26 protein-coding genes are annotated in these 26212 nt (G+C 42.4%); 7 read left to right on the top strand and 19 right to left on the bottom strand.

What is annotated here, in order from left to right:
- The first annotated feature begins 4 nt into the window (after positions 1–4).
- The 5 genes from dusB (at position 5) to purD (ending at position 5163) form a co-directional block, all read left to right on the top strand.
- Complete coding sequence (dusB, locus tag C727_RS0104670; RefSeq protein ID WP_026052566.1) at positions 5–991, top strand: tRNA dihydrouridine synthase DusB; 987 nt, start codon at positions 5–7, stop codon at positions 989–991.
- A 1-nt stretch (position 992) separates the two neighbouring features.
- Positions 993–1286: a DNA-binding transcriptional regulator Fis gene (fis, locus tag C727_RS0104665; protein WP_017444466.1), complete on the top strand. Its 294-nt coding sequence runs from the start codon at positions 993–995 to the stop codon at positions 1284–1286.
- A 72-nt stretch (positions 1287–1358) separates the two neighbouring features.
- Positions 1359–2945 (top strand): bifunctional phosphoribosylaminoimidazolecarboxamide formyltransferase/IMP cyclohydrolase, encoded by a 1587-nt coding sequence (gene purH / locus C727_RS0104660; protein WP_017444465.1) that lies wholly within the window; start codon positions 1359–1361, stop codon positions 2943–2945.
- Positions 2946–3028: 83 nt separating this feature from the next.
- Positions 3029–3835, top strand: coding sequence for a class I SAM-dependent methyltransferase (locus tag C727_RS0104655; protein ID WP_017444464.1), 807 nt, complete (start codon positions 3029–3031; stop codon positions 3833–3835).
- A 35-nt stretch (positions 3836–3870) separates the two neighbouring features.
- Positions 3871–5163, top strand: coding sequence for a phosphoribosylamine--glycine ligase (gene purD / locus C727_RS0104650; RefSeq protein ID WP_017444463.1), 1293 nt, complete (start codon positions 3871–3873; stop codon positions 5161–5163).
- Positions 5164–5177: 14 nt separating this feature from the next.
- Here purD and C727_RS0104645 read toward each other — a convergent pair whose 3' ends face one another.
- From C727_RS0104645 to gspC, 18 genes are all read right to left on the bottom strand, one after another.
- The gene (locus C727_RS0104645) at positions 5178–5633 is read right to left on the bottom strand and encodes a DUF4124 domain-containing protein (protein ID WP_017444462.1); all 456 of its coding nucleotides are present in this window, start codon (positions 5631–5633) and stop codon (positions 5178–5180) included.
- A complete protein-coding gene (locus tag C727_RS0104640; RefSeq protein WP_017444461.1) occupies positions 5602–6312 on the bottom strand; it encodes a pseudouridine synthase in 711 nt (236 codons plus the stop codon). The genes C727_RS0104645 and C727_RS0104640 overlap by 32 nt, the downstream gene beginning before the upstream one ends.
- A 50-nt stretch (positions 6313–6362) precedes the next feature.
- A complete protein-coding gene (locus C727_RS0104635) occupies positions 6363–7643 on the bottom strand; it encodes a diguanylate cyclase (RefSeq protein ID WP_017444460.1) in 1281 nt (426 codons plus the stop codon).
- Between the two features lie 85 nt (positions 7644–7728).
- Positions 7729–10032, bottom strand: a complete 2304-nt coding sequence (gene mrcB, locus C727_RS0104630) for a penicillin-binding protein 1B (protein ID WP_017444459.1) — start codon at positions 10030–10032, stop codon at positions 7729–7731.
- Between the two features lie 6 nt (positions 10033–10038).
- A complete protein-coding gene (hrpB, locus tag C727_RS0104625; RefSeq protein WP_040459170.1) occupies positions 10039–12549 on the bottom strand; it encodes an ATP-dependent helicase HrpB in 2511 nt (836 codons plus the stop codon).
- 224 nt (positions 12550–12773) lie between these two features.
- Positions 12774–12992 (bottom strand): hypothetical protein, encoded by a 219-nt coding sequence (locus C727_RS0104620; RefSeq protein ID WP_155949172.1) that lies wholly within the window; start codon positions 12990–12992, stop codon positions 12774–12776.
- A 2-nt stretch (positions 12993–12994) separates the two neighbouring features.
- Positions 12995–13750 carry a type II secretion system protein N gene (locus tag C727_RS0104615; protein ID WP_017444456.1) on the bottom strand — a complete coding sequence of 252 codons (756 nt, stop codon included), beginning with the start codon at positions 13748–13750 and terminating at the stop codon, positions 12995–12997.
- Entirely contained in the window at positions 13750–14214 is a 465-nt protein-coding gene (gene gspM, locus C727_RS0104610; RefSeq protein WP_017444455.1) for a type II secretion system protein GspM, read from the bottom strand. The genes C727_RS0104615 and gspM overlap by 1 nt, the downstream gene beginning before the upstream one ends.
- A complete protein-coding gene (gene gspL, locus C727_RS0104605) occupies positions 14211–15431 on the bottom strand; it encodes a type II secretion system protein GspL (RefSeq protein WP_017444454.1) in 1221 nt (406 codons plus the stop codon). The genes gspM and gspL overlap by 4 nt, the downstream gene beginning before the upstream one ends.
- A gap of 1 nt (position 15432) precedes the next feature.
- The gene (gene gspK / locus C727_RS0104600; protein WP_017444453.1) at positions 15433–16488 is read right to left on the bottom strand and encodes a type II secretion system minor pseudopilin GspK; all 1056 of its coding nucleotides are present in this window, start codon (positions 16486–16488) and stop codon (positions 15433–15435) included.
- Positions 16472–17125, bottom strand: a complete 654-nt coding sequence (gene gspJ, locus C727_RS0104595; RefSeq protein WP_017444452.1) for a type II secretion system minor pseudopilin GspJ — start codon at positions 17123–17125, stop codon at positions 16472–16474. Before gspJ ends, gspK begins: the two co-directional genes overlap by 17 nt.
- Positions 17122–17532 carry a type II secretion system minor pseudopilin GspI gene (gene gspI / locus C727_RS0104590; protein ID WP_017444451.1) on the bottom strand — a complete coding sequence of 137 codons (411 nt, stop codon included), beginning with the start codon at positions 17530–17532 and terminating at the stop codon, positions 17122–17124. The genes gspJ and gspI overlap by 4 nt, the downstream gene beginning before the upstream one ends.
- On the bottom strand, positions 17522–18139 hold the full coding sequence (gspH, locus tag C727_RS0104585; protein WP_017444450.1) for a type II secretion system minor pseudopilin GspH: 618 nt from the start codon (positions 18137–18139) through the stop codon (positions 17522–17524). Before gspH ends, gspI begins: the two co-directional genes overlap by 11 nt.
- 3 nt (positions 18140–18142) lie before the next feature.
- Positions 18143–18577: a type II secretion system major pseudopilin GspG gene (gspG, locus tag C727_RS0104580; protein ID WP_017444449.1), complete on the bottom strand. Its 435-nt coding sequence runs from the start codon at positions 18575–18577 to the stop codon at positions 18143–18145.
- A gap of 2 nt (positions 18578–18579) precedes the next feature.
- Entirely contained in the window at positions 18580–19806 is a 1227-nt protein-coding gene (gene gspF, locus C727_RS0104575; RefSeq protein ID WP_017444448.1) for a type II secretion system inner membrane protein GspF, read from the bottom strand.
- Positions 19807–19810: 4 nt separating this feature from the next.
- Positions 19811–21364 carry a type II secretion system ATPase GspE gene (gene gspE, locus C727_RS0104570; protein WP_017444447.1) on the bottom strand — a complete coding sequence of 518 codons (1554 nt, stop codon included), beginning with the start codon at positions 21362–21364 and terminating at the stop codon, positions 19811–19813.
- Entirely contained in the window at positions 21364–23481 is a 2118-nt protein-coding gene (gene gspD, locus C727_RS0104565; protein WP_026052563.1) for a type II secretion system secretin GspD, read from the bottom strand. Before gspD ends, gspE begins: the two co-directional genes overlap by 1 nt.
- Positions 23482–23516: 35 nt before the next feature.
- Complete coding sequence (gene gspC / locus C727_RS0104560) at positions 23517–24425, bottom strand: type II secretion system protein GspC (RefSeq protein ID WP_155949171.1); 909 nt, start codon at positions 24423–24425, stop codon at positions 23517–23519.
- A 215-nt stretch (positions 24426–24640) separates the two neighbouring features.
- On the opposite strand from gspC, the gene C727_RS0104555 reads away from it, so the two are divergent.
- Together C727_RS0104555 and hslO are read left to right on the top strand one after the other, a co-directional pair.
- Complete coding sequence (locus C727_RS0104555) at positions 24641–25060, top strand: RNA-binding S4 domain-containing protein (RefSeq protein WP_017444444.1); 420 nt, start codon at positions 24641–24643, stop codon at positions 25058–25060.
- 1 nt (position 25061) lies between these two features.
- Positions 25062–25916 (top strand): Hsp33 family molecular chaperone HslO, encoded by an 855-nt coding sequence (gene hslO, locus C727_RS0104550; RefSeq protein ID WP_017444443.1) that lies wholly within the window; start codon positions 25062–25064, stop codon positions 25914–25916.
- A 50-nt stretch (positions 25917–25966) separates the two neighbouring features.
- Here hslO and C727_RS0104545 read toward each other — a convergent pair whose 3' ends face one another.
- Complete coding sequence (locus C727_RS0104545) at positions 25967–26197, bottom strand: DUF2789 domain-containing protein (protein ID WP_017444442.1); 231 nt, start codon at positions 26195–26197, stop codon at positions 25967–25969.
- Positions 26198–26212 lie beyond the last annotated feature (15 nt).

Raw genomic sequence — 26212 nt, 5'->3', positions numbered from 1 at the left:
GATGATTCAGATAGGCGCACATAAAATTTTAAGTCCAGTTTTTTTAGCGCCGATGGCCGGTGTCACAGATCAACCTTTTCGTCATATCTGTTTAGATTTAGGCGCAGGTTTAGCAACAGGTGAGATGCAATCGAGTAATCCGCAAGTGTGGGATACAGACAAATCGAAAGCACGAATGGACCTGAAACAAGAAAAAGGTATCAAAAGCGTCCAGATCGCGGGCAGTGATCCGGCGCTAATGGCAGCCGCAGCCCAGTTCAATGTTGAGAACGGGGCACAAATTATTGATATTAATATGGGCTGCCCAGCCAAAAAAGTGAATAAAAAGCTCGCGGGGTCAGCTTTGTTGCAAGACCCTAAATTAGTTGAGCAAATTTTAACTTCAGTTGTGGCCGCAGTTAACGTACCTGTGACCTTAAAAATTAGAACGGGTTGGTCACAACAACATAAAAATGGTGTAGAAATTGCGCGTATCGCGGAAGCGGCTGGTATTCAAGCGCTCGCTGTTCATGGTCGTACTCGCGAATGTATGTTTAAAGGCCGTGCTGAATATCAAACGATACGCGCCATTAAACAGGCAATTAATATTCCGGTTATTGCAAACGGGGATATTTGCTCGGCACCGCAAGCAAAAGCTGTAAAAGAATTTACGGGCGCTGACGCCGTTATGGTTGGTCGCGGCGCTCAAGGCAATCCCTGGTTAATTCAGGAGATTTGCCAGCTGTTAGAGGACGGAACAATACCAGAGCGACCGCCATTGCCGCAAATTGCTGAAATGGTTCTGTCCCACGTAGCCCAGATCCATAAATTTTATGGTGAAGAAAAAGGATATCGTCTGGCGCGTAAACATGTGAGCTGGTATTTAAAGCAGATCCCTAACAGCGATCAATATAGACGGGCTTTTAATGCCATCGATGATGCCGTTGGACAGCTTCAAAGTCTGACAGATTTTTTTGATAATTTAATCACTTTAAAAGAGAAGAGTAGTTAATATGTTCGATCAAAATGTTTCTCCTGAATTAGTTACTGGTACTGTTACCCCATCGCAAGAACAAACGCAAAAACCTTTGCGCGCCTCTGTAAAGCAGGCAGTGACTAACTACTTGTCACAATTAAACGGTCAGGACATTGATGACTTTTATGAAATCGTGTTATCAGAAGTCGAAGCACCATTATTAGAAGAAATCATGCTTTACACTCGAGGCAACCAGACTCGTGCAGCTAACATTTTAGGTATCAACCGTGGTACTTTGCGTAAAAAGCTTAAAAAATACGGCATGAACTAAAATTTTTTTTGTTTATTTAAAAGCACCTAAGGGTGCTTTTTTGTTTTAATTTATCGTATAAAGGTACATAAAATGGACAATGCACGCCCGATTAAGCGCGCTTTAATTAGTGTTTCAGATAAAACTGGTATTGTGGAATTTGCCTCCGCCTTAAACCAAGCTGGTGTTGAGATTTTATCAACCGGCGGGACCTATAAATTATTAAAAGAAAATCAAATCCCAGCCGTTGAAGTATCTGACTATACTGGCTTTCCTGAAATGATGGACGGCCGAGTCAAAACTCTGCACCCCAAAGTTCATGGCGGTATTTTAGGTCGTCGTGGGCAAGATGCTGAAGTTATGCAAGCGCATGGCATTGAGCAAATTGATATGGTTGTAGTGAACCTATACCCCTTTGCAAACACTGTGGCTAAACCTGACTGCACGTTAGAAGACGCTATTGAAAACATTGATATTGGCGGCCCTACTATGGTTCGTTCGGCAGCTAAAAACCATAAAGATGTCACCATAGTTGTGAATGCCAATGACTACCAGCGCGTACTGACTGAAATGCAATCAAACAATAATAGCTTAAGCTATCAAAGCCGGTTTGATTTAGCGATTGCAGCATTTGAACACACAGCCGCTTATGATGGCATGATTGCCAACTATTTTGGTCGTTTAGTGCCTGACTACCACAGCGAAAAAGCAGACGAAAGTCCGTTCCCACGAACTTACAATAGTCAGTTTATTAAAAAACAAGATTTACGCTATGGCGAAAACAGCCATCAAAAAGCGGCTTTTTATGTTGAAAAAGAAAGCCAAGAAGCTTCTGTTGCCAGTGCAACTCAATTGCAAGGCAAAGCCCTGTCATACAATAATATCGCAGATACAGATGCGGCGTTAGAATGTGTTAAAGAGTTCAAGCAACCGGCTTGTGTCATTGTAAAACATGCTAATCCATGTGGCGTTGCATTAGGTGAAAACTTACTGCAGGCCTACGATAAAGCCTATCAGACAGATCCAACCTCTGCATTTGGTGGCATTATTGCATTTAACCAAACTTTGGATGCCGAGACTGCTGCCGCCATTATCGAACGCCAATTTGTTGAAGTCATTATTGCACCAGAGGTGTCTGCTGAAGCAGCTGAAGTGATTAAAGCAAAACAAAATGTCCGTTTATTAGCCTGCGGCCAATGGCAAAATAAAACATCAGGTTTTGATTATAAGCGTGTTAACGGTGGTTTATTAGTCCAAGATCGGGATCAGGGTATGGTCACCGAAGCTGACTTAAAAGTGGTCACTAAAAAACAACCGACTGCCGAAGAGCTAAACGACTTGTTATTCTGCTGGAAAGTGGCAAAGTATGTAAAATCGAATGCCATTGTATATTGTAAAGGCAACCAGACAATTGGAGTCGGCGCGGGTCAAATGAGCCGAGTTTATAGTGCTAAAATTGCTGGTATCAAAGCGGCTGATGAAAATTTAGAAGTAGCAGGTTCAGTGATGGCCTCAGATGCATTTTTTCCGTTTCGCGATGGCATAGATGCAGCTGCAGCAGCGGGTATTACGGCTGTGATTCAACCTGGCGGCTCAATGCGTGACGAAGAAGTAATTGCGGCTGCCGATGAACATGGCATGGCAATGGTCTTTACTGGCATGCGCCATTTCCGTCACTAAACGGATACGGCGGGGATAGGTCATGCTAGCCCCGCCAATTTTTTCAGCTAATTTGTCCATGCTCTAACCGTAAGGATAAAATAATGCGATCTACCGTCAAAGCTATACAATATGCAGCACTTGTTACTGCAGGTTTAATGATAAGCACAGCATGCTGGGCGAATGACTCGCTCCGAACAGCCCAAAATATCGCCCGAGACCAAGCGCGTCATCCACATCAAACTTTGGCGTTTTTTGAGCTTAAACATAGTGATACTGTTGTTGAAGTATGGCCTGGCGGTGGTTGGTATACAGAAATTTTAGCTGCTAAATTGCATCCGCATGGCAAATTGTATACGGCTCATTTTCCGACCGATCTTGATAATGCATTTTTCAAACGCATGCGAGAACAATTTGCCGATAAACTGCAGACATCTCCGGTATATAAAAATGTGACGCTAACGAGCTTCCATCCTGCCTCTCAATCGCCCATTGCGCCAGATAACTCGGTCGATAAAGTATTTACTTTTAGAAACCTGCATAATTGGTACATGTATAATGGTGATGAGGCTGCGGTGGCAGCGTTTAAGCAGTTTTATAAAGCACTAAAACCCGGTGGGGTTTTAGGCGTTGTTGACCATAGATTGCCAGAACATTTAGAACAAAAAAGCCATATAAAATCAGGCTATATTAAAATGAGTTTGGCAATTAGCTGGGCGTTGCAGGCAGGTTTTGTGCTTGAAGCTAGTAGCGAAATCAATGCAAATACAAAAGACACGGCAGATCATGCCAGCGGTGTTTGGACTTTGCCTCCGACCCTGCGGGGATTAAAAACAGCAGCCGAAAAAGAAAAATATCAAAACATCGGTGAAAGCGACAGATTTACGTTAAAATTTAGAAAACCCATTTAAAAATTAATCGCAAAAAATTGCCGTAAGAGGTTTTAATGAAAGTATTAGTAATAGGCGGCGGTGGCCGTGAACACGCACTCGCGTGGAAAGCAGCTCAATCTCCGTTAGTTGAGCAAGTGTTTGTAGCCCCTGGCAATGCAGGAACCGAACTAGAAGCTAAATTGAGCAATGTTAAAATTGCCGTTGACGATATCCAAGGTTTGGTTAAATTTGCTAAACAAGAAGCTATCGGCTTAACCATTGTTGGCCCAGAAGCGCCTTTAGTCATTGGTGTTGTTGATGCATTTAGAAAAGCCGATTTAAAAGTTTTTGGTCCAACAGAAAAAGCTGCTCAGCTTGAAGGTTCAAAATCCTTCACTAAAGACTTTTTAGCCCGTCATAATATCCCGACAGCCGATTATCAAACCTTTACTCAAATAGATGAAGCTTTAGCTTATTTGAATGAAAAAGGTGCGCCAATCGTTATTAAAGCTGATGGTTTATGTGCCGGCAAAGGGGTCATTGTTGCGATGACAAAGCAAGAAGCAGAAGATGCGATTAGAGATATGCTAGCAGGAAATGCGTTTGGCGAAGCAGGCAACAGAGTCGTGATCGAAGAGTTTTTAACCGGTGAAGAAGCCAGCTTTATTGTCATGGTCGACGGCAAAAACATAGTACCAATGGCTACCAGCCAGGATCATAAACGTGCTGGAGATGGTGATACAGGGTTAAACACCGGCGGTATGGGAGCTTATTCACCCGCGCCCGTGGTAACAGAAGAAGTATACCAGCGCATTATGGAGCAGGTGATCATTCCAACCGTTGAAGGTATGGCAGCTGAAGACAATGAATACACTGGCTTTTTATATGCTGGTTTGATGATTTCAGAACAGGGCCAACCCAAAGTTATCGAATATAATTGCCGCTTTGGCGATCCAGAAACTCAACCTATCATGTTACGTTTGGAGTCTGATCTTGTTGAACTTTGTTTAGCGGGCGCTGAAGGCCGTCTAAACGAAGTGACCGCAAACTTTACCCCGCAACCAGCTGTCGGTGTGGTGTTAGCCGCTGGGGGTTATCCAGGTAGCTATAATAAAGGTGATTTAATTACAGGTTTACCTGAAGAAGAAGTCGCTGGCGAAAAAGTATTTCACGCCGGTACCGCGATGGAAAATGGTCAAGTTGTCACCAATGGTGGCCGCGTATTATGCGCAACTGCGTTAGGAAACTCAGTGACTGAAGCACAACAATTGGCTTATCGGTTAGCACGAAGTATTCAATGGCAGGATGTTTATTTAAGAACAGATATTGCGTATCGCGCGATTGCTAGAGAAAAACAACAAGGTTAATCCGTTATTAACTTTTATTGGGGAGTCAATTTGGCTTCCCCTTGCCGAACACCTTCATCTAAAAACGCCACCGAAACTAAGTTTACATTCATCCCGCTGTACTGACGTAAAACCCGCATAAATTCGTTAGAAGCTTTGTTTGAAGTGAAGGTATATTTAGCAATAAAGGCACGACCGTCAGGTCTAATATCCAGTAGCTCAATACCGTCAATTTTATTTTGTTTGACCTGCTCTTGCCAGTTTGGTTTTTGCGGCTGATGTTTTTTAAAATCTAAAATTTCTCCACTTTGATTTTCATCACAAGGGAGATCTTTAAACTCAACTAATCCTCGTGCATCAACACAACGGTATACTTCGTAAGAAGCCGCCTGAAGCGGCCGCAAAATACTAAATAAAACCAGCAGACCAGCCACTATCCAATGCATGATAAATAGGATATTAGGCGTCGATTGAGTTGATTTCGGCTGCATTTAAATATCGCCATTCCCCGGCTGCTAAGTCTGTACCTAATACTATCTCACCAATTTGCTGCCGGTGCAATCTAGTCACTTGATTATCAAAGGCTAAAAACATGCGCTTAACCTGATGAAAACGACCTTCGCAGATCTTAACCCTAGCTTGATTCGGCGCGGTAAATTCAATTTCAGCCGGCAATGTTTTTTTATCATCACCGGACAAATAAAAACCATCGGCAAATGCTTGTATTAACTTTGTTTGCTCTGTATTCGAAACAGGATTAAGTAATTCGACTAAATATGTTTTAAAACAACCGCGCCTGGGTGACGTCACTTTATGAGACCATAACCCGTCATCTGTAATTAAAATTAACCCTGTTGAATCGACGTCTAACCGCCCAGCTATATGTAAGCGCTCTGGTTTATCTATTAACATCAGAGAGATAACTGATTGGTAAAGCTCTGTATCTGAAGTGGTGCAAAGCGTGTCCACTGGCTTGTTCATCATGATATAGCGTAAACCAACAGGTTCTATCCGTTCACCATCAAGTGCAATTTGTTGCTCAGGTGCAACATGAACCGCTGCTTTTTTACAGACCACGCCGTCTATTGTAATTAATCCAGCCTTAATTAAACCTTTGGCTTCTTGTCTCGTCGAATCTGTTGATTCACAAATATATTTATCTAGCCGCATGAACGCTCAAAATTTTTTCTGTCATGTGGACATTGTAACCTAGCTATCGATTAATTTATATCCTGCAAATTACAGAATCTTGCATGGTTTTTGCCATTATTTTTAGCTTCATATAACTTACTATCCGCCATTTTATAAGCTTTGGTAAATCCGACTTTTTCTAACCAAGGTTCAACTAAAATAACGCCAGCACTTACCGTGGTATGAGGCGCTAATTGCTGGCCAGTAGCTTTAATAATTTCGTTAATGATGTTTTTAAGCGCCGTAATGTTTTGCCCGCTGATCATTACAAAAAACTCTTCCCCACCGGCCCGAGCAATAATATCCATAGGTCTATGTACGTGGTGGCGTAAAAGATCGGCAAATTGAATCAGTATCTCATCACCAATATCATGGCCATAGGTATCATTGAGCTTTTTAAAATTATCTATATCAAATAAAGCTAAACAAATATGCTCTTGATTACGTGCAGAGTTTTTATAAGCTCTTGTATATTCCTCAGATAAACCACGACGATTACGCAACTGCGTGAGCGGATCTCTACGCGCTTGTTCAACTAAATCGTTTTGCACCTCTTTTAATCGAGAAATATCCATACCACTAAACATGATATATTCCTGTCCGCTGACACTTGAGATGCAAGTATCAAACTCAAAAGGAACTTTTTCACCAGCAAAGTTTTTTAATTCAGCTTCGTATTTTCGATGGCCTTCTTCGCGTACCTTGTTTACAAATTCAATCCATTGCGTACGGCTGTCAAATTGCTCAGACAGTTCAACATAAGAGCTACTTCTTAACTGCTCAGTCGTCAAGCGAGAGAATCGGTTAAGGGCTAAATTAAAAGAGATGAGCTGGCTGGTATTGGTATCGCAGACCATGAGTAAGTTCGACATCTGATCAACTACATTGCGTAACATTGCTAGCTCAAGCGCAGATTTTTGCTGAATTGCTTCCACTTTTTTCTGCGCCAAAATTGCGCTAACCACACGATTAAAATCTGGCCCGTTTAAGTCTCGGTAATTGACATAATCATCAACACCAGCTTTAAACGCATTCCTTACTAAGTGGTAGTCATTGTCTTCATTAATATAAATCACCCCAACCAAATGACCTGATACCTTAAGCTGAGAGATAAAAGTAAAACCGTCATCAGGTAAACAGGAATGAGCAATAATTAAACAATCGACCTGAATTGTTTTAAAAACCATGTTGGGATTTAACTGTTCGTTAAAGGTCAGGATTTGAACGTCACCCCGCATCGAATCTAACAAATTTTTTAACGCCTCAGCCTTCGTTTGGTCTTTTTCGAATATCAGCAAAGTACTTTGCATTTTAGGCCTCTATTTATTTTAAATTTATGCGGCGCTCACCCTAAGCATAGCAGGTAGCCATTTAAACTCCAGTGGCCTTTGTAGATCAGCCACCAAAGAGTCGCTCTAACCAAGTTTTTTCTTCGGCCTCAGGCTCACGCCACTGGCCACTATCGGCACAACTTTTTGGCTCCGGTAATGCGTCAACTATCGCAGGCAACAGCACCAGATTTTTGCAGCCTGGTAAACTATGCCGAGCTGTCTCCTTATCAAAGTATCGCATCTCAACACCCTCTGGAATTGCCATTGTTAAGTTTTCTGGTGTTCGGCTTTTTTGATAATCAATAAACACTTTTAATGCGCCTGATGCCCCTGTTAGTGGCAACCCTTGATTATTATCCTTACCTAACCATACCACTGCAGTTTCAATTTCGTCATAACCTGCAAACCAGCTATCCCGACCATCATTTGTGGTACCGGTTTTCCCCGCAAATTGAGCACCGGGTAGTGCTCGTCGCAAGCTTTTTGCACTGCCTCTTTTAGTGACTTGATTCAACGAATAATTGATTAAATAAGCGACTTTTTCTGAGATAATCTGCTGGCTTCTATCCGGCTGTTGCCAAAGCTGATAATTTTCATTGCTATAAACAGCACTTACCGCATGCTGTTTACGTAAAATACCGTCATTCGCCAATGCTTGGTACATTTGCAAAACATCAAAAGGTGCTAAGGTAACCGAACCCAGCAATACTGACGGATAAGCAGGTATTGACTGTTTCACTGAGAACTTTTTTAATGTTTTAATAACTCCTTCAACGCCAATTTGCATCCCTAAATTAACCGTAGGAACATTAACTGAATCGACCAAAGCATCTAATAAACTGATCTGACCTGAAAACTTTTTATCAAAATTTTCAGGTGCCCAGGTTTTACCTTGCTGATTAGTCAATTTAATAGGTTTGTCCTGTAAAATACTGGCAAGCGTATAGCTGTTTGCTGATTCTAACGCGGTTAGAAAAACATAAGGTTTAATCAGCGAGCCTATATTACGCTGCGCATTGAGCGCCCGATTAAAACCTTCATAACTAGCGTCGCGATCACCAACAATGGCTTTGATCCCTCCACTGCGACTATCTGCAATTAACATAGCGGCTTGCAATTCGTTTAAGTTACGCTGCTGTTCAATTTCTCGCAATGTTTTTTGCACACTCGCCTGCGCTCTATTTTGGGCTAACGGATCAAAATGTGTATAAATTTTTAATCCTGAATAAAACTCTGTATCCAGGTGGCTTAAACGCGCCAACTCAGCTTTAACCTGATCTAAATAAGCAGGAAAACGGCGCTTTTTTAGATCTTTTAAGGGGATCACAGAGAGCGGCTGTGAGATGCTGTATTGATATAACTCAGGGCTGATAATGGCGTTTTCCGCCATCACTTGCAAAACTAGATCACGGCGCTCTTTAGCCCGTTCTGGGTTCCGTCTGGGGTCGTAATAAGAAGGCCCCTTAATAATGCCGATTAACAAAGCGATTTCATGGGCACCAAGCTCGTTCAGTGGTTTGGCAAAATAGAACTGACTGGCCAATCCAACGCCATTGATAGAGCGGCGATTATTTTGTCCTAAATAAACTTCGTTTAAATAGGCTTGTAAAATTTCTTCTTTTGAATACCTAGTATCCAATATCAACGCCATAATCGCTTCTTTAGCTTTTCGTAATAAGCTGCGCTGATTCGTTAAAAACATATTCTTTACTAACTGCTGAGTTAAGGTGCTACCTCCTTGTACCGTACGACCCGCTTGCACATTCACCCACATAGCCCGAGCAATAGCCATAGGAGAAACCCCATGGTGGTCAAAAAATTTACGATCTTCTATGGTTAACAGCGTGTGCAATAAGATATTCGGTACTTGCTGTAACTCAACTAACACTCTGTCTTCATAACTATTGGCTTGCAGGCGATCGAGCAAATAAGGCTCCAAAGTGAATGCTGATAATTGAGTTTGCTGCTCATTATCAACAATCCCAGTGATCCTGTGTTTGCGAAAACTCACGGTTAGCCTTTGTTCAGCAAAAGTTTCTCGGTACAAACTATAAGCACGGCGAATAAACTCAACTGAGTCCGTATTGACCTTGTAGTCACCGGGTTGACGCACTTGCGCACTGGCACGATAATCTAACAACTCTAAGTGCGCCACTAGGTCATTCTTTGTTAACGCATCCCGGTCCCGGTAGGTGTGAGCAACGCCAAAAACCTGGGCCGGAAGCTGCCACTTTTGGCCACTAAATTTATCTTTTATTTGTGCGTCAAAATAGATCACGATTGCGACCAATAAAATCAGCGCTACAATCGTTAATTTGATAAAAAACGAAAATAATCTACGTTTAAATGAGTCCGTGTGATCAGACATATACAGCTAACGACCTTTTGTTTTAATTGAACGTCCTGCGATGGCTTCTAATGGTTTTTCTGGCCAACGGTGTTTAGGGTACCTTCCGCGCATTTCTTTTGCGACCTCAAAATAAGAATTTTCCCAAAAATGCGACAGATCACTAGTTGTTTGAATCACACGCCTCGCTGGTGACAATAACTCAAAGCGCAGCTGTGTTTTTTTATTCGCCAAACTGGGTGATCTCACCTCTCCAAAAACCTCTTGCAATTGGATCGCAACAACCGCTTCTGGCCTCGAATAATCTATACGTACTTTTTTACCGGATGGACTAACGTAATAGTCTGGCGCTGCTTGATCTAGTGTTTGCTGCTCGGATAAATTGAGCCGTGCGAGCAACAATGGATATAAATCTTGCTGTTTGAGCGCTTTTAAATCAACTTGGTTGGGTAAATAAGCCAGCAACCACTGATCAATCTCAGAAATCAACTGAGAATGTTCCATCACTGAAAATTCTGGCAAATAGTGCTGCAACCAGCGACAACGCTCAAGTAAACGAAGACTTTTATCGTCCCAGTTCAACAGCTGATCTGCATGCGAACGAAGCAGCGGCACAAGGTGATGATTGATATCTGCGTCGGTTGCAGCAGTGAGTTCGCGACTGATTTCAATTGCGCCTATGTATTGACGCCGACAGCGTTGAAAACGGGACATGTTTTTATCGGTTATTACAAAGCTTTGCTGCTCAATTAAAAAGTCAGCATTGACCTGTACTTCTGCTAAGGTGAGTGGGTATGCTAGATAGACAGTACCATCAGCATTTTGACCATCACAATGACAGACCAATAACCATTCACTGGCACTGATAGGATCAGAAGTTTGCACTGTGACGCCGCGTCCATTTGCAAGTAAGTATCTTTGTTTAAGGGCACTTTGTTGCTTATTTTTACAATAAGCCAGCCTATCAGGAAAAGCTGCAATCAATAGTTTGGCATAGTTTGCCTGAGAAAAGTCCGTTAACAAATCAAAATCAGACGCCAGATGCAAACGTTTGGCAAAAGCATTTATCTGCAACTGCACTTGCTGTAATTGTATATTGGATACACTGGCTGTTTTTGCAGGCTGTTTTTGCATCATGCTCAACAAATAATTAACGCGCAGCTGCAAGTCACAACTATCCGCCTGTGGCAATAGGTCTTTTTCCGACAAAATAGCGGCTAAAATACAAGCGAGTTGCTTTTCAGCAACTGAGTTTGCCGCGAGCAGAAGCGCAGAAACTCTAACATCGGCACCCATTTTCTGTGCTTGGTAACCTGTTGCCGTCACTCTTTGCTGCGGATCTAAATAACCCAGTGTTTGATTCAGCTTAACAGCTGCATCAAAATGCACTTTCGGCGGCGGAGTAAACCAGTCTATGTCTTTATATTGAGTACTTCCCCAGACCGCGATCTCTAACTGCAATTGACTTAAATCTGCGCGCTCTATTTCAGGCTGGTCAAATTGAGCTAAACTTTGCTGCTGGTTTTGGCTCCATAAACGAATGCATTGGCCCGCCTTAAGTCGGCCTGCCCGACCACTACGCTGGGTCGCAGCCGCTTGGCTGATCATTTGCAACTGCAAGCGAGACAGACCTGACTTTACATCGTAATACAAGACCCGTTCTAAACCTGAATCCACAACTGCGGTGACACCATCAATTGTCAAACTGGTTTGCGCAATATTCGTCGTTAAAATAATATCCGGCTGTGGACACTCATCGTTTGGAGTTAATACAGCCTGCTGTTGGGATAATGGTAACCGGCCATGCAAAGTCAGTATATGATACTTGTTACCGGTTTTCTGCAAAGCTTCTGCCGCATGGCGGATCTCTTTAACACCGGGTAAAAAAACTAAAATGCGTTTATGTTCAGCTTGCACTAACCTATCGACAGCACGACCAATATTAACCGATAGCTCTGTTTTGCGTGTCATCAAATAACTGATATCTACTGGGTATTGCCGCCCTTGGCAGAAAATGTATTCTGCTCCCTGTAGATAATCAATCACACTTCGTTGATCTATGGTTGCAGACATAATCAGCAAACGAAGATCGTCGCGCAAAGCAATTTGGCTCTCTTTGCACATTAACAAAGTTGAGTCGGTAAACAAGGAACGTTCGTGAAACTCGTCAAAAATCACTAAGCCGTATCCTTCTAAACTTGGATCGGCTTGCAGTTTACGATTTAAAATGCCTTCAGTGACAACCTCAAGACGTGTTTCCGAACTCATCTTTTTTTGATTTTTAACCTGGTAACCAACCGTCTGGCCGACCTTTTGTTTAAGCTGAGCGGCCAAAAACGTCGCGAGCGTACGGGCAGCTATACGGCGTGGCTCTAACATAATTATTTTTGAATCGGAAAACCTCTCGCTTTGTAACAAGTGCAACGGAACTAACGTTGACTTGCCAGCACCTGGTTCGGCTTGCAATACTAAGTTTTTATGGTGTAAAGCTTTTTCTATCTCGGCCAAGTGGGCAGCCACTGGTAAATGCTGGGTCACAATCACTCACAAAAATAAATTATAAAAATAAAAGTAAAAAAAGTGTAGATAACTTGTAATCATTAAAAAAAGCACTACACTGAAATAGTCATCTTAATGATGTTTGTTTGGATGACGTCCGTGTGTATGTTAGATGTTAGTGCTTTTAGTCTAATTCCAATGTGCTTTAATGCGTATTGGAATGACAGGGAAGCATTTTGCAGCGCCAAATCGGCGCTGCTTTTTTAGTTTTTATCCTGCGCGTTTAGCACATCTTGCCGTTGTTTTTGATAGGTTTCATAATCCACTTGATATTGTTCTTCGCATTTCTCTTTATCTAATTCATTAACAATATCTCGACAATTTTGCTGCCGACCTGCTTCCTGCATACCTTGATACCAATTTTTTTGACTGCATGCTGCCAGTGCCAGTACGCTGCTTAAAACAATTATTTTAATTTTCATCATCATTGGCCCGAAAAACTAATTAAATATCGCCCTTGAGCGTCAGGGTTACCTAAAAAGCGCATCGCCTCACGCAAATTTTTATCCGCATTTTTGCCAGGCGCTACATGGCCCGTTAATTTATAGGCCTTGCCATCCCAGTCTGCCGTAAGGTCAACCTTGAGTCGATCTGGGTTGCCACTAATTTGCGCTTGCAGTGCACCACTCAAACAATGTAAATCGGTTTTTATATCACCATAACTAAAATTTAAGTTATTTACATCAACAGACGCAAGTCGCCAAACGATATCGCCGCTCAATTGACCACAAACCGGTGTGCCTAAACTCGCTTTTTCAATATTCACTTCAACCAAACCTGCGGCTTGTATTGGAAACCCTAACTGAAGCTTTTGGGCAACTAAATCTGCCGGAAAACGAGCACTGAGGTCCGTTAACTGAGCCCCGTTAAAACCATACTCCGCAGTCAACTGGCCACTTGGCTGCAATACTTTGCGCGTCTGCCCAAAGTTGATGTCGTAGCCCAGTTTACCTGTTAATAAAGAAGCGGGGGTCATTTGCCATGATACATTTTTTAATGCAATCCCCTCTATCGCCAGCGCAGATAAGTGCCCGTTCCATATTGTGCCAGTTGCATTGCCAAGCTGAACATTTTTAGGTGGTTGAAATTGATCAATCACTAAATTAGCAGGCAAGGTCGCGATTAAAAAAACTAAATAACACAATAATAAAAAGAAAATGCGTGAAACCCAAGCTGTCATTATTTTTTCACCTGCAAACGTCTAACTCTAACCACACCAGATTGCTCTGCGGCATGAACGTCAATCGCCTCAATCGTCAACCCTTTGTTTTGTGTTAGATCAGCCATCCAGCGCACCAATTTATTGAACTCAATTTCGTCTAATTGAACATTGAGAGAGTCACCTTGCGGCTGCATTCGTGACAAAGATATGCCACTTGAGCGCGCGGCACTGCTGACGATCTGACTCAGGCTACCATTAACTGCTTTGCGATCTTGGCGCTTCATCTGCTGATATTCAGCTGTTTTTTCGTTCATCCAAGTTAATAATTGCTGCTGGTTGTTTACTTTTTGACGAGCGTTTTGTTCGGCTTCGTTAAGTGGCCCCCAAACGAGCTGCATAAATAAACCAATGACCAAAACAATACTTGCCCCTAACACTAATTGACGCTCGCGTGGTGCTAACGATTCAAACCAGTTTTTCATGACATGCTCCGTATACTGATGGCACCAACCACCTGACTACCTTGGTTATTTAACGAGCCTTGCTCTACTTTCAAATTATTCTGCTCAGCAACCGCTTTAAACTTTTCAAAACTTTGAAAGTTTGGTCCCCTCACATTCAGCCGTATCTCACCGCGCTTAAAATCAAATCTAAAATTTTCTGGTTTTAGTTCAGGGACGCTTGCAAATGCTTTCGCGCTAGTTTCAAACAAAGATAAAACAGATACGCCTTGCTCACCACCGCCTAAGTTTGCTAATTCACGCTGTAGCTGTTTGCGCATGATCACAGTGGATAAGTTTTTTCCGTTAGGAAAAACTCGACTATAACTGGTTCGAATTTGTTCTTCAATTTGCTCAGCTTGGGCGTTTAATTGATAAACAGACACCCCTTTAAAAGCAAGATTTATCGTCAGGGCGACCGCGGCTAAAATAGCTGCGTTACGCCATATTTTGATATATTTTGCGGTATCTTTTTTAAACGCGAAACGGCCTTGCCGCAAATTCAATTGGCTTTGATTAATATATTGATTGAGCACCTGCATGGCCGGCAAGAAGTCATGTTCAACAGGCTCAAGATCCACTTCGATGCCATCAGGCAAAGGTGAATAACAGTGTAAAGTAGTCGCTTGACCTTGATTATTTAATTCATTTAACCAAAAATTTAATTCGTCTTGTCGGCAATTAAAACCGCCAAATTCATGATGCCGTATTAACCATTGATTGCCAACTTGTATTAAACTGATGCCTTGCTCGAAATAAGGCAGCGCTAAACAATCTGGTCGCATGACGTGCGCCTGAATGCCGGCATCGGCTAACCAATTAAGCCAAGTTTGCATTTTTTCTATCGCCACTGCTGCGACTTCAATATAATCTTGCTCACCATTGTTGAATTGACGTCCAGTTGCAAAAAACAGTTCATCGACATCCGTCGCCAAGTCTTCTTCCATTGCATAAGGCAGAGCTAAAATAAATTGCTTATTGGCTTTACCTGGAGTTGCCAACTGTTTTAATACACAATCAGACGCTGGCACTAATACAGTTGCCGTGCGCAAATTTACCCTTTGTTGCAAGCTTTGCATATCATCAGCGCTAGTCAATACCCCAGACGCTATGATCTCATTTTCGTGAGTAGACCAAACCAGCCAATCTATTGGCTCGTCGGCATGGCTGCCCAGCTTTATTATTAATTGTTCAGACACATTAGACTCCAATCTTACGCGCAAGGACGACAAACTTGCCTTGCTGATCTCTGGCTAACAGAGAAGTTAAGCTTATCCAGCTATTGTTATATTCGGTTTTACTGAACAGCTGAAAATAACGACTTGTCGTTGCAAATTGTTTTTTAAAATCGCTGGATATTTGCCCAACTGCTTTTATTTCGGGCAAATTCCAAAAATCATTAATATCGTTAAACCCATCATCCGGTCGGGATTCTATAACTTCGCGTGCCGCAGTAACCGTTAATTTATTATTAAACATAGCGGCCAATACTTCGGCATTTTCAGCTTTAATCGTATTTACGTTCAGTATCATCTCATTTTCTGACGGAATAACACAGGCATGCTCTAATAAATCTTGCAGGTATTGATAGCCATTGGGCGGGCTGTCAAATCCTTTAACCAACCGCAATTCTGAGGCATCAGCAAACATGCCATTAGCAGGCAAGTAAGGTGCGGCTTTAGCTTCGTAAAAATAATCTTCAGCACCATAACTGCGTGTTTGTGAATCTGCATCTAACCAGTCTGCAACACTGTCGCGCAGAGCTTCTGCTTCATAATTATCTATACCTATGTTTTCTAACAAATACGTAAATTGTTCTAATCGAGTTGGGTTCAGTGCCTTTTTATCATCCACTTGTGAACTATCTTCATCTGTATTACTATCATTTAATGAGCCATCACTCTGCTCTGCACCCTCATTAACCACAACGGCATTTAAATTAAAGCAGCTTTGTAAATCTTTTGCGGTTCCTGTGATAACTGCGCCATTTTCGATCGGATAACTTTGTTCTTCAACTGCCCAAGGTTGATTTAAATTAATTGCCTCAGCGTTTTCTTTATAGGCTTCAGTCAGCGCTAAACGCGCGAGCGATTCACCTGCTATTGCATACCAATAAGCTTGTTGGTTAGAAGATATATTATCAACACGTTTAATTTGCATTTGCATACGCACTGCCATTTCAGCGGCAATGATAGTCACCAATGCAACAATCAATAATACGGTAATTAAAGCTACGCCTTTATTGGGTCGCATCATTTAGACTCCCACCGGATTTAAAATTTCCGCCGGCTAACGCAAACACCCGCTCTAGTGCGCCCAAATCTGTATGCTCAATGACAATTTTGATACCGCCTGGAAGCTTAGCTTCTGACCATTCGGTTAACCATTTTTTACTATTGCTGTCATAAAACTCAAAGTGTAAAGATTTAACTTGGTCCATTAATACCTGGATTTTGTAATCTTCACCTTTAACCGGATCGGGATAGTTAAAATATAAGCGCTCTAGTTGCTCATCCCTGACTCGATAAGCGAGTGATTGTATTTGGCTGCGGGGAAGTATATTCAATGGGTTTAGCCAACCGTTACGGCGAAATGCCAAGACTTCTGACTCACTCTCTAAAATCAACTCACCATGCGCTATCGTCCTTGGTTGAGGTTTAATTTCGCCTTGAACTCTTACCATGCGGTGAGCCATTTGCATAAGGTCACGTTCAATGATTAACATGCTGCGCTGAAGTTTGTTTAACGCTTCGCTATGTTTAATAGAGGCTTCATTGCTATTGACTGTGTTGTTCAAAATGCTAAAGCCAGCCATACCCATCAAGGCAAAAATGGTGAATGCCAATAACATTTCGATTAAAGTAAACCCGGAGTTTGCTTGTTTAAATTTCATGGTTTACTCAAATAGGTCGTCATTTCAGTGACATAGTCTTGCCGTTCTGCATCGCTGTAAACCAGTACTTTAACGGCCACCAATTCATCACCAAAAGCGGTTTTTAAAACATCGAGCTGCCAGTACCAATTGCGGCCACCGATCTCACTTTCTCCTTTTTGACCTTTTTTTATCGGCCAGTTTTGTGCCATAAGCAGCTGATTAAGTTGATTAGAAGCAACCCAAGACGCCATTGCATGCTCTTGTAAGCGGGCTTGGTTGTTAATATGAACTGAGCTGGATTGCACCACAGCAACCCCGGCTGTTGCTAAAATACCAAGCGCTACTATCACTTCCAAAATGGTAAAACCTGCAGATTTTTTAGGTGTTTGGCACGCGTTTACGTTAGTGCTTAACTTATTGTTCAAGTTGCCCCTCCGTATCGCTAATTTTAAGCGGGAAACCGCCAGCGCCAGTCACTTCAAAAAATAACGTTTGCTCACTGTCGCCAACCCAAGTAAAAGTTAAACTGAATTCACTTGGGATGTATTCACCACTACTAAATAAATACACTTGCGGTATTATTTTATCTTTATTATCTTGCCCAGTGTCTGAGTCTTCTTCGTTGCTCCCTGCAACACTAAAAATGCCTTCGTCTTGCTGCTGGTCACTCAACCAATCAATCTGCTGCATGGTTAAGCTTAATTCTATCTCTTGGCTTAATTCATGTTTAGATAAACTTTTGTCATCCTCTAGCGTTTGCCAGTTATCCCCATCAAACGCAACAAACTGATAAGTCGCCTTGTCGACAACAAGCCCAAGTTGAAAACTATTTAACAACGCATAATCTGAAGCGAGTTGAAAAGCAGCTTGAAACCGACGCGCTTCGTCTTTAACTTTATCGTAGGGACTACGTAAGTCAAAAGACAAACTAATGCTTGATACCATCACGGCCAGCAATACCATAACCAACATGACCTCTAATAAAGTAAAGCCGTGCTGATATTTTTTGTGGTTAAAACTAGCCGTTTTCATAATTTATAAAAAGTCGTTGACGTTCCAATTACCAATATCGTCTTCGGTATCGGCTTGCCCATCTGGACCAATTGAAAAAATATCGATTTTGCCATTTTCACCTGGGCTTAATAATTGATATTCATTGCCCCAAGGATCTTCTGGTAATCGGCGAATATAACCACCATCTGGATAATTTTTAGGAACCGGATCAATTGTGGGTTCTTCGACTAATGCCGACAAACCTTGCTCGGTTGATGGATAAACATGATTGTTTAATTTGTACATATCCAGCGCTTGCTCTAATGTCACTATGTCGGTTGCCGCCTTTTTAACTTTTGCTTTATCACTTTCACCAATAAAGTTAGGCGCAATCATGCCTGCCAAAATACCTATTATGACCAATACGACCATAATCTCTAATATTGTAAAACCTTGTTGCTGTTTGATCGCTTTCATCTTTATCCTACCATTGAGTTAAGCGCCATAATTGGCTGTAAAATTGACATCACTATAAAAAATACCACAGCGGCCATACTTAAGACCATGGCCGGGCCAATAATGCTCAGTGTGATATTCACTAAAGATTCAAATTCTCTATCTTGGTTATCGGCTGCCCGCCCTAACATATTCTCCAGCTCACCACTTTTTTCACCACTGGCTATCATATGCAGCATCATGGGTGGAAAAAGCTTGGTTTGCTCAAGTGAACCGCGCAAGCTAGCCCCTTCCCGCACTTTTAAGCGAGCACTTTGAATGGCGTCTTTAATATAATCGTTGCTTAACACATCGCCAGAAATCTTCATGCTTTCTAATAAAGGCACGGCGCTAGCCGTTAAAATGCTGAGCGTTCGAGCAAAACGAGCCGTATTTAAGCCTCTCGATACCTTGCCAACCAAAGGCAGTTTTAATAACAACTGGTGGTATTTAAAACGTATTTTTGGCCGCTTGATCGCCCGCTGAAAAGTAATACCAGCGGCTAAAATAAAAATAATAAAAAAGATCCCATACTGGGTTAAAAAGTCACTGACCGCTATCATAAATTGAGTTGAGGCGGGCAGATCCCCACCCAATCGATCAAACTGAGCAACAATTTTAGGGACGACAGACGTTAATAAAAAATACACAACAGACAAAGCGACCACCATCAACATGATTGGATAGATAGAGGCTTGCTGTATTTGCGAACGGGTTTGCTGGCGCTGTTCTGTGTAGTCGGCCAGACGTTCTAATACTGTATCCAAGTGGCCTGATTTTTCGCCAGCAGCCACCATAGCACAAAATAGATTGTCAAAAATATGTGGATATTCGGCCATGCTATCCGCTAGGTTGTAACCTTCGGTCACTCGCGAACGAACCGCCATGACCATGCTTTCGATACGTGGCTTTTCAGTTTGCTGAGCCACGGCAAGCAGGGCTTCTTCAATCGGTAAACCAGATGCTACCAATGTGGATAACTGACGCGTTAATAACGCCAAGTCGGTGGCTGATATCTTTTTTTCGAGCGTGAACCAGCTTTTGCTGCGTTTGCCTTTATTGCTTTCTTGCGAGCTGGCTGTCTCTATTGCGACCGGCATTAAACCTTTTTCTCGCAAGAGTTGGCGTGCAGCACGCGGTGTATCCGCTTCAATGATGCCTTTTTTATTACGCCCTTTTTTATCAAGCGCTTTATATGCAAATGCCGCCACTAGATTAATCCTCCCGCGTGACGCGGATCACTTCTTCCAACGAGGTGATGCCTTCCAGCACTTTGCTACAGCCATCTTGACGAATACTTGGAGTGGTTTGACGCACGAGTTTTTCAATCGCTTGCTCGCCAACTCCATTGTGGATCATTTCGCGGATCTCTTCGTTCACGGTCAGCAATTCATGAATGCCAGAGCGCCCTCGATAACCGGTATGATTACACTCAGCACAGCCACCCGGTCTATAAATGGTTACATCGTCCGTTTCGCTTAAGCCCAAAATTTCACGTTCGCGGCTGTCGGGTTGATGCGACACTTTACAATCTTCACACAGGGTTCTAACTAATCGCTGAGCCAACACGCCTAACAACGACGATGATAATAAAAAAGGTTCTACTCCCATATCTTCAAGCCGGGTAATAGCGCCAGCAGCGGTATTTGTGTGTAGCGTAGACATAACCAGATGGCCCGTTAAACTCGCTTGCACGGCGATGTGTGCAGTTTCTAAATCTCGGATCTCACCCACCATCACGACATCGGGATCTTGCCGCAAAATAGCCCGTAAACCACGAGCAAAAGTCATATCCACCTTAGTATTTACTTGAGTTTGTCCAACACCTTCAAGGGCATATTCGATCGGATCTTCAACTGTTAAAATATTACGATCGTCCGAGTTAAGTTGAGACAAACCAGCATATAAGGTAGTAGATTTACCCGAACCCGTTGGACCTGTAACCAAAATAATACCATGAGGTTTATGAATTAATTGATCAAAGCGCTCACGGTTAGCTGCCGTCATGCCAAGGTCAGCTAAATTTAATCTTGCGTTATTTTTATCTAATAAACGTAATACGGCCCGCTCACCATGACTTGATGGCATGGTACTCACCCTAACATCAACAGCACGACCGGCAATACGTAACGAAATACGCCCATCTTGAGGCACGCGCTTTTCGGCTATATCTAGTTTAGCCATAACCTTGATCCGAGAAATGAGTACCGACGCCAGTTTACGGTTTGGTTTAAGCACCTCACGTAAAATACCATCCACCCGAAAACGCACTTTCAAATCTTTTTCAAAGGTTTCTACGTGAATATCCGAAGCGCCCTCTTTTATAGCTTCGCTGAGCATTGCATTAATCAATTTAATGATAGGTGCATCATCTTCATTTTCGAGCAGGTCTTCTGTCTCTGGCAGTTCATCGACCAACGAAAATAAGTCGGCTTCGTTTCCGATATCTTCCATTAATTGACGTGCTTCAGAAGAATCTCGTTGATAGGCTGTTGTTAACCGTAACTCAAATGCTTCGCTGTCAATTTTTTCAACCGTAAACGGCTTGCTTAAAAAGCGTTTAACTTCTAATAAACTGGCGAGTGAGACATTATTTCGGCAAACCGCCACCCAACTGCCGTCATCATTTTCTTGTACAAAAACACCATGCCGATTGGCGTAAGCAAAAGGCAAACGGGCATGTCCAGGTGGCAAAAGATCTTCGTCTGACACCTCGGGCGCTAATAGCTCGCTTTGTTCTTCAGCTAGACTCGCTTGCAAATCACTCATTATTCTTGCTCGTCATGTTTTTTCAAATACTCTTTTAACGCGCCTTTTTCGCTTAAGTACTCTTCAAACGAAGGGGGCAATGCCATATGGTCATCCCACTCTGGCAAAACAGAAATGTCATCACTGTATGACAAAAAGTTGCCTTCAGATTGGCGTTTAATTTGCTGAGCACGCAAGAAGTTATATTTTCGATGACTCACTTTGCTTTGGCTTAAACCATCCCGAATAATGGTCGGTTTGATGAACACCATCAGGTTGCGCTTACGTTTCGTATTACTGGTTGATTTAAACAGGTTGCCAATAATTGGAATATCTCCTAACAAAGGCACCTTAGAGACACTTTCTTGAATGTCTTCATCAATCAAACCACCAAGAACGATAGTCGCACCATCATCAGCCATTACCGTGGTTTTAATTTCACGTTTATTAAAACTTACATCCACACCGGTTGCGCCCGCCACACTAGACACTTCTTGTTCTATTGTCAGCATCACAGCATTACCTTCATTAATTTGCGGCGTTACTTTGAGTTTAATACCGACTTCTTTCCGCTCAACGGTCTGAAATGGATTTGAATTAGTGCTAGATGCCGTGGCGCCTGTGATTGTTGGCACTTCTTGACCCACGATAAATGAAGCTTCTTGGTTATCTAATGTCGTTAAACTGGGTGTTGCCAATATATTAGAATTAGTTGCCGTCGTGACCGCTTGCAGCACTGCCCCCCAACCATCTTTAACAACCCCAACTAAAGTCCCGTTGACGCCCCCTAATAAGCTAGCAAGCGTGCTAAAATCACCTTGAATCTCGTCACCTTCAACCACGCTGGCAATAACTCGGTTGCCGTCATCGTCATAAACGGGCGCACCTGATGAGTCTGTACGGTAAGTAATTTCATCGGCTTCATATCGCGTTCTTGCTTGCTCTGCACCAACAGCAATTGAACCAATCGGCGTGCTATTGGTGAACTGCACCATGCCACCATCTTCACTAATCCATTGCACACCTAAATTAAATCCGTCACCTTCAAACACTTCAACAATAATAGCTTCAACTTGGACCTGCGCGCGGCGAATATCTAATTGCCGGATAACAGCTTCAAGTGAGCGCATCATATCTGGCTCGGCAGTGATCACTAAAGCATTACTGTCTGGGTGTGCTTCGATACTAATATCACGATTACTTTTACTGCTGGTCGTTGTTTTAGCGCCTCCTGCTTTATCCTGTGCGATACTTGAGCTCACCCCTTGCAGTACTTTTACCATATCTTCGGAATTAGCGTATTTGAGATAATAAACTTTGGTATTACCACTGCTTTCTAGTTCACTGTCTAACCGTTTAATCATTTGGATTGTGCGATTGCGCGCTGTACCTTCCCCACTGACGATAACACTGTTAGTTCTGTCGTCCGCTACCACCTTGGGGATTAAATTGTCTGGCGTTCGGTTTTTGGCCGCATCTTTATTCAAAGTATCTATGATACGAACAACTTCTGTGGCAGAAGCAAATTTTAAATTAACAATTTCAACTTCTTGGTCACCAGCTTGATCAACCCGTCGAATAATCTCTGCTAATCGGTTCACTACGGCAGCTCGGCCCGTTAACATGATCACGTTAGAGGGGTCATAATGCACTACGTTACCACCACCGGCCTGGTCATTAAGTTGTCTTAACAAAGGCGAGAGTTCTTTAACTGATACATTATAAACCTGCACGACGCGAGTCACCATGGCATCGCCATCACCTTGCTCTTGGTCTTCTACCACGGGTATAGATGAGGTTTTTGCATCTTTGTCGCGAATAACCTTTATCACACCATTGGACATTTCGACCACGGCGTAGTCATACACTTCGAGGACATTTAAAAAGAACTGATAATACTGATCTTCGGTTAGCAAATCATAACTACGAACATTAATTTTACCGCGAACATTGGGATCAACAATAATGGTCTTTTTTAAGTTTTTACCAACAATATTGATAAACTCATTAATATCTGTGCCTTTAAAATTTGGTGAATACTCGGCACTAATGGCAGTAGGGGCCGAAAAAATCATGGCCGCTGACAGAGTCAGTGCAGAAATCTGCTTGATAAGTCCCGGGCGAACTAAAATACTCATGCCCTTACGCTCCGTTTTTTCTTTATTTTTCATAATCAGTACAAGGATATAAAAATTTGCTGCAAGGCGTTATCACGTTCAACCATGATAGTGGCTTCTTGCGCGTCTTTTAATTGCGTCATCGCCTGCATTGCCTGAGATAAGTTGGTTAAGTCATAACCATTGATTTCGACCGCTATGTCGCCAGCTTTTAAACCCACTGAACGAAATACTTCAGGTTTTTTGCCCGGATATAGCCGATAGCCGACTAAACGATTATCACGTCGCACCGGCGATACTTTTAAATAGTCCACTAACTTCCCAGGATCTTTAAAAGCTTGCTCACGCAGGTTGTCTATTTCTTTTTTTGCCTCTCCGTTCACTACATTTTTTTGCGGTTGAGGCTTAACTACTTGTTTAGTATTGTCTGTATTTGGTTTCTCAGAGGCAATTGCGTTATAGTCTCGCCCTTCTAACATCAGGGTTTCACGACGCCCCGACTGTTCCAAAATAATCCGATCAGCGTAAATTTCCCGAATTATAGCACGCGTACCATCGATTTTTTCGTCAATACCATAGACGTCTTGACGGCCTGATTTTTCAATGATGGCAGCTGCTCGCTGTGGGTTAGTGCTAGGTACCACCCCAGTGAGCTTTAACGCCAAGCGTGTTTCAGGCGCATCTTCGACTTTTTGCTCAATGATTTGCTCAGGTTTTTTATTATAATCGCCAAATAAATTAAGTGAGGTAATTTTGCTGATATCAGCGACAACAGCCCCATTTGAGGATGTGCCAGCTGACGATACTGTTACCGCCTTGATTTCAGGTTGTGGCATTAACTTCCAACTTAATTGGGCTAACAGCCATGCTATATAAACCAGCAGTAAAAGCTGGACAACCTGACTTATTTTTTGTTGAGGAAGCTTAGCAAAAAAGGCCATCCCCGTACGCATATGTTCTTGCAAACTATTCAACCGTATAAAATATCTTGTGTTTTCTTATAGAACCGGAAAACAAAAACCAGTCCGCTATTGTCGCAACAGAATGTTACGTTTTTAATAAATTTGCAACCCGAATATGCAAATCCCTGACAATATAGTTTGTAACTCGCAGTTATTCTGAAAAAGAGTGTACAATACGAGTTTACGTCAATGTGCTTAGTATCAGTAATCAGAATCTTATGGGCGAAAAAAGTTCACAGTCAGATCCTCAATTACAGTCCGTTCGCCTTGATAAATGGCTATGGGCTGCCCGTTTTTTTAAAACTCGAGCATTAGCTCGCAGTGCTATTGAAAGCGGCAAAATAAAATACGACGGGCAAAAGTGTAAACCCAGCCGCACCTTATACAGCGGTGCAGTGTTGACCATTGTACAAGGCTTTGATGAAAAACAGGTGACGGTCCTTGCGTTAGCTGAAAAGCGCCTTAGCGCACCGTTAGCACAAACCCTGTATCAAGAAAGCGAAGCCAGTATAGCAAAACGGCAGGAGCAAGCTCAAATGCGAAAACTTCAGCATGCGATGAATCCAAAGCCCGAGCATAAACCCGATAAAAAACAACGACGCCAGTTAATCCAGGTTAAACAATTTAGTGAGAAGTAATATGCAAACTCCAGATCAGCTGATCCGATATTTATTTGATAAACACTCAGTTAGAGGTGAGCTTGTGCAGCTTAAACAAAGCATTGCTGACATGACTCAAAATCATCAATATCCAACCGTTATCGCCGACGTACTAGGCCAGCTCGTTGCCGCTACTAGCCTGCTAACGGCCACGCTGAAGTTCGAAGGCGACATTGCTGTACAAATTCAAGGTGATGGACCTGTTTCTTATATTGCGGTTAACGGTACCCATCAACAAGCGTTACGTGGTGTTGCCCGTTTTCAAGAAGTGCCTGAGCAAGGTGACTTAAAAAGTTTGTTTGGTAAAGGCTATTTAGTCATAACTATTACCCCAAACAAAGGTGAACGTTATCAAGGCGTAGTCGCGCTGGAGCAAGATACTATCAGTGCCTGTTTAGAAGATTATTTTTTACAGTCGGAGCAACTGGCTACCCGAATTTGGTTGTTCAGCGACCCGGGCCAAACATTCGCTGCTGGTATGTTATTGCAACAGTTGCCAGCCGCTGATGGCAGTGTAACTGAAAGCATGGATCACTTGGCTAGCCTAACTGAAACCATGACCAGTAAAGAGATTTTTTCACTACCAGCTGAAGAAGTACTGTATCGCTTGTATCACCAAGAAGAAGTAAAAGTGTACCCTGCACAAGCCGTTAGTTTTGTTTGTGGCTGTTCGCGTGAAAAAAGTTTGAATGCTATAGCTGGGCTAAAAAACGAAGAGATGGAAGAAATTTTAACCGCAGAAGGAAAAATTTCAGTCAAGTGTGAATACTGTTTAACTGAGTATGTTTTTAATCGGCAAGACTTAACGGAACTGCTACATAGCCGTCCGCATTAAACGAAATAACGGCCAGCATCGCTGGCCGTTATTGATAACTAGTGTAACAATTATCTTAGTTGAGCATCTAGTTGATCGACCACTTCCGCCCAATTTGAATCATCTTCTAAAGCCTCTTTTAAAAAAGCAGCCTGCCCACGACTCCAAAAATCAGCATCATAAATCGCTGTTGACTCATCTAATGGTCTGTGTCTGGCAATAAAAGCATCTATAGCTGCGTCTGAGTTATCCAATCCTAATTGTTCAAATAACTGTTCTAGCGAGTGATATTCTGTTTCCATAATAATGCTCCATGG

The organism is Gayadomonas joobiniege G7, assembly GCF_000300815.1.
GTDB classification, from domain to species: domain Bacteria; phylum Pseudomonadota; class Gammaproteobacteria; order Enterobacterales; family Alteromonadaceae; genus Catenovulum; species Catenovulum joobiniege.
This window is presented reverse-complemented; position numbering and strand designations above follow the sequence as displayed.

What these genes read in the sequence shown, in the direction of transcription:
- C727_RS0104655 (WP_017444464.1), top strand. Translation starts at nt 3,029, where the DNA reads ATGCGATCTACCGTCAAAGCTATACAATATGCAGCACTTGTTACTGCA.
- C727_RS0104555 (WP_017444444.1), top strand. Translation starts at nt 24,641, where the DNA reads ATGGGCGAAAAAAGTTCACAGTCAGATCCTCAATTACAGTCCGTTCGC.
- C727_RS0104615 (WP_017444456.1), bottom strand. Translation starts at nt 13,750, where the DNA reads ATGACAGCTTGGGTTTCACGCATTTTCTTTTTATTATTGTGTTATTTA.
- C727_RS0104640 (WP_017444461.1), bottom strand. Translation starts at nt 6,312, where the DNA reads ATGCGGCTAGATAAATATATTTGTGAATCAACAGATTCGACGAGACAA.
- C727_RS0104620 (WP_155949172.1), bottom strand. Translation starts at nt 12,992, where the DNA reads ATGAAAATTAAAATAATTGTTTTAAGCAGCGTACTGGCACTGGCAGCA.
- purH (WP_017444465.1), top strand. Translation starts at nt 1,359, where the DNA reads ATGGACAATGCACGCCCGATTAAGCGCGCTTTAATTAGTGTTTCAGAT.
- hslO (WP_017444443.1), top strand. Translation starts at nt 25,062, where the DNA reads ATGCAAACTCCAGATCAGCTGATCCGATATTTATTTGATAAACACTCA.
- gspD (WP_026052563.1), bottom strand. Translation starts at nt 23,481, where the DNA reads ATGAGTATTTTAGTTCGCCCGGGACTTATCAAGCAGATTTCTGCACTG.
- gspJ (WP_017444452.1), bottom strand. Translation starts at nt 17,125, where the DNA reads ATGAAATTTAAACAAGCAAACTCCGGGTTTACTTTAATCGAAATGTTA.
- gspK (WP_017444453.1), bottom strand. Translation starts at nt 16,488, where the DNA reads ATGATGCGACCCAATAAAGGCGTAGCTTTAATTACCGTATTATTGATT.
- mrcB (WP_017444459.1), bottom strand. Translation starts at nt 10,032, where the DNA reads ATGTCTGATCACACGGACTCATTTAAACGTAGATTATTTTCGTTTTTT.
- C727_RS0104645 (WP_017444462.1), bottom strand. Translation starts at nt 5,633, where the DNA reads ATGCAGCCGAAATCAACTCAATCGACGCCTAATATCCTATTTATCATG.
- gspE (WP_017444447.1), bottom strand. Translation starts at nt 21,364, where the DNA reads ATGAGTGATTTGCAAGCGAGTCTAGCTGAAGAACAAAGCGAGCTATTA.
- gspM (WP_017444455.1), bottom strand. Translation starts at nt 14,214, where the DNA reads ATGAAAAACTGGTTTGAATCGTTAGCACCACGCGAGCGTCAATTAGTG.
- gspH (WP_017444450.1), bottom strand. Translation starts at nt 18,139, where the DNA reads ATGAAAACGGCTAGTTTTAACCACAAAAAATATCAGCACGGCTTTACT.
- C727_RS0104545 (WP_017444442.1), bottom strand. Translation starts at nt 26,197, where the DNA reads ATGGAAACAGAATATCACTCGCTAGAACAGTTATTTGAACAATTAGGA.
- purD (WP_017444463.1), top strand. Translation starts at nt 3,871, where the DNA reads ATGAAAGTATTAGTAATAGGCGGCGGTGGCCGTGAACACGCACTCGCG.
- gspG (WP_017444449.1), bottom strand. Translation starts at nt 18,577, where the DNA reads ATGAAAGCGATCAAACAGCAACAAGGTTTTACAATATTAGAGATTATG.
- C727_RS0104635 (WP_017444460.1), bottom strand. Translation starts at nt 7,643, where the DNA reads ATGCAAAGTACTTTGCTGATATTCGAAAAAGACCAAACGAAGGCTGAG.
- fis (WP_017444466.1), top strand. Translation starts at nt 993, where the DNA reads ATGTTCGATCAAAATGTTTCTCCTGAATTAGTTACTGGTACTGTTACC.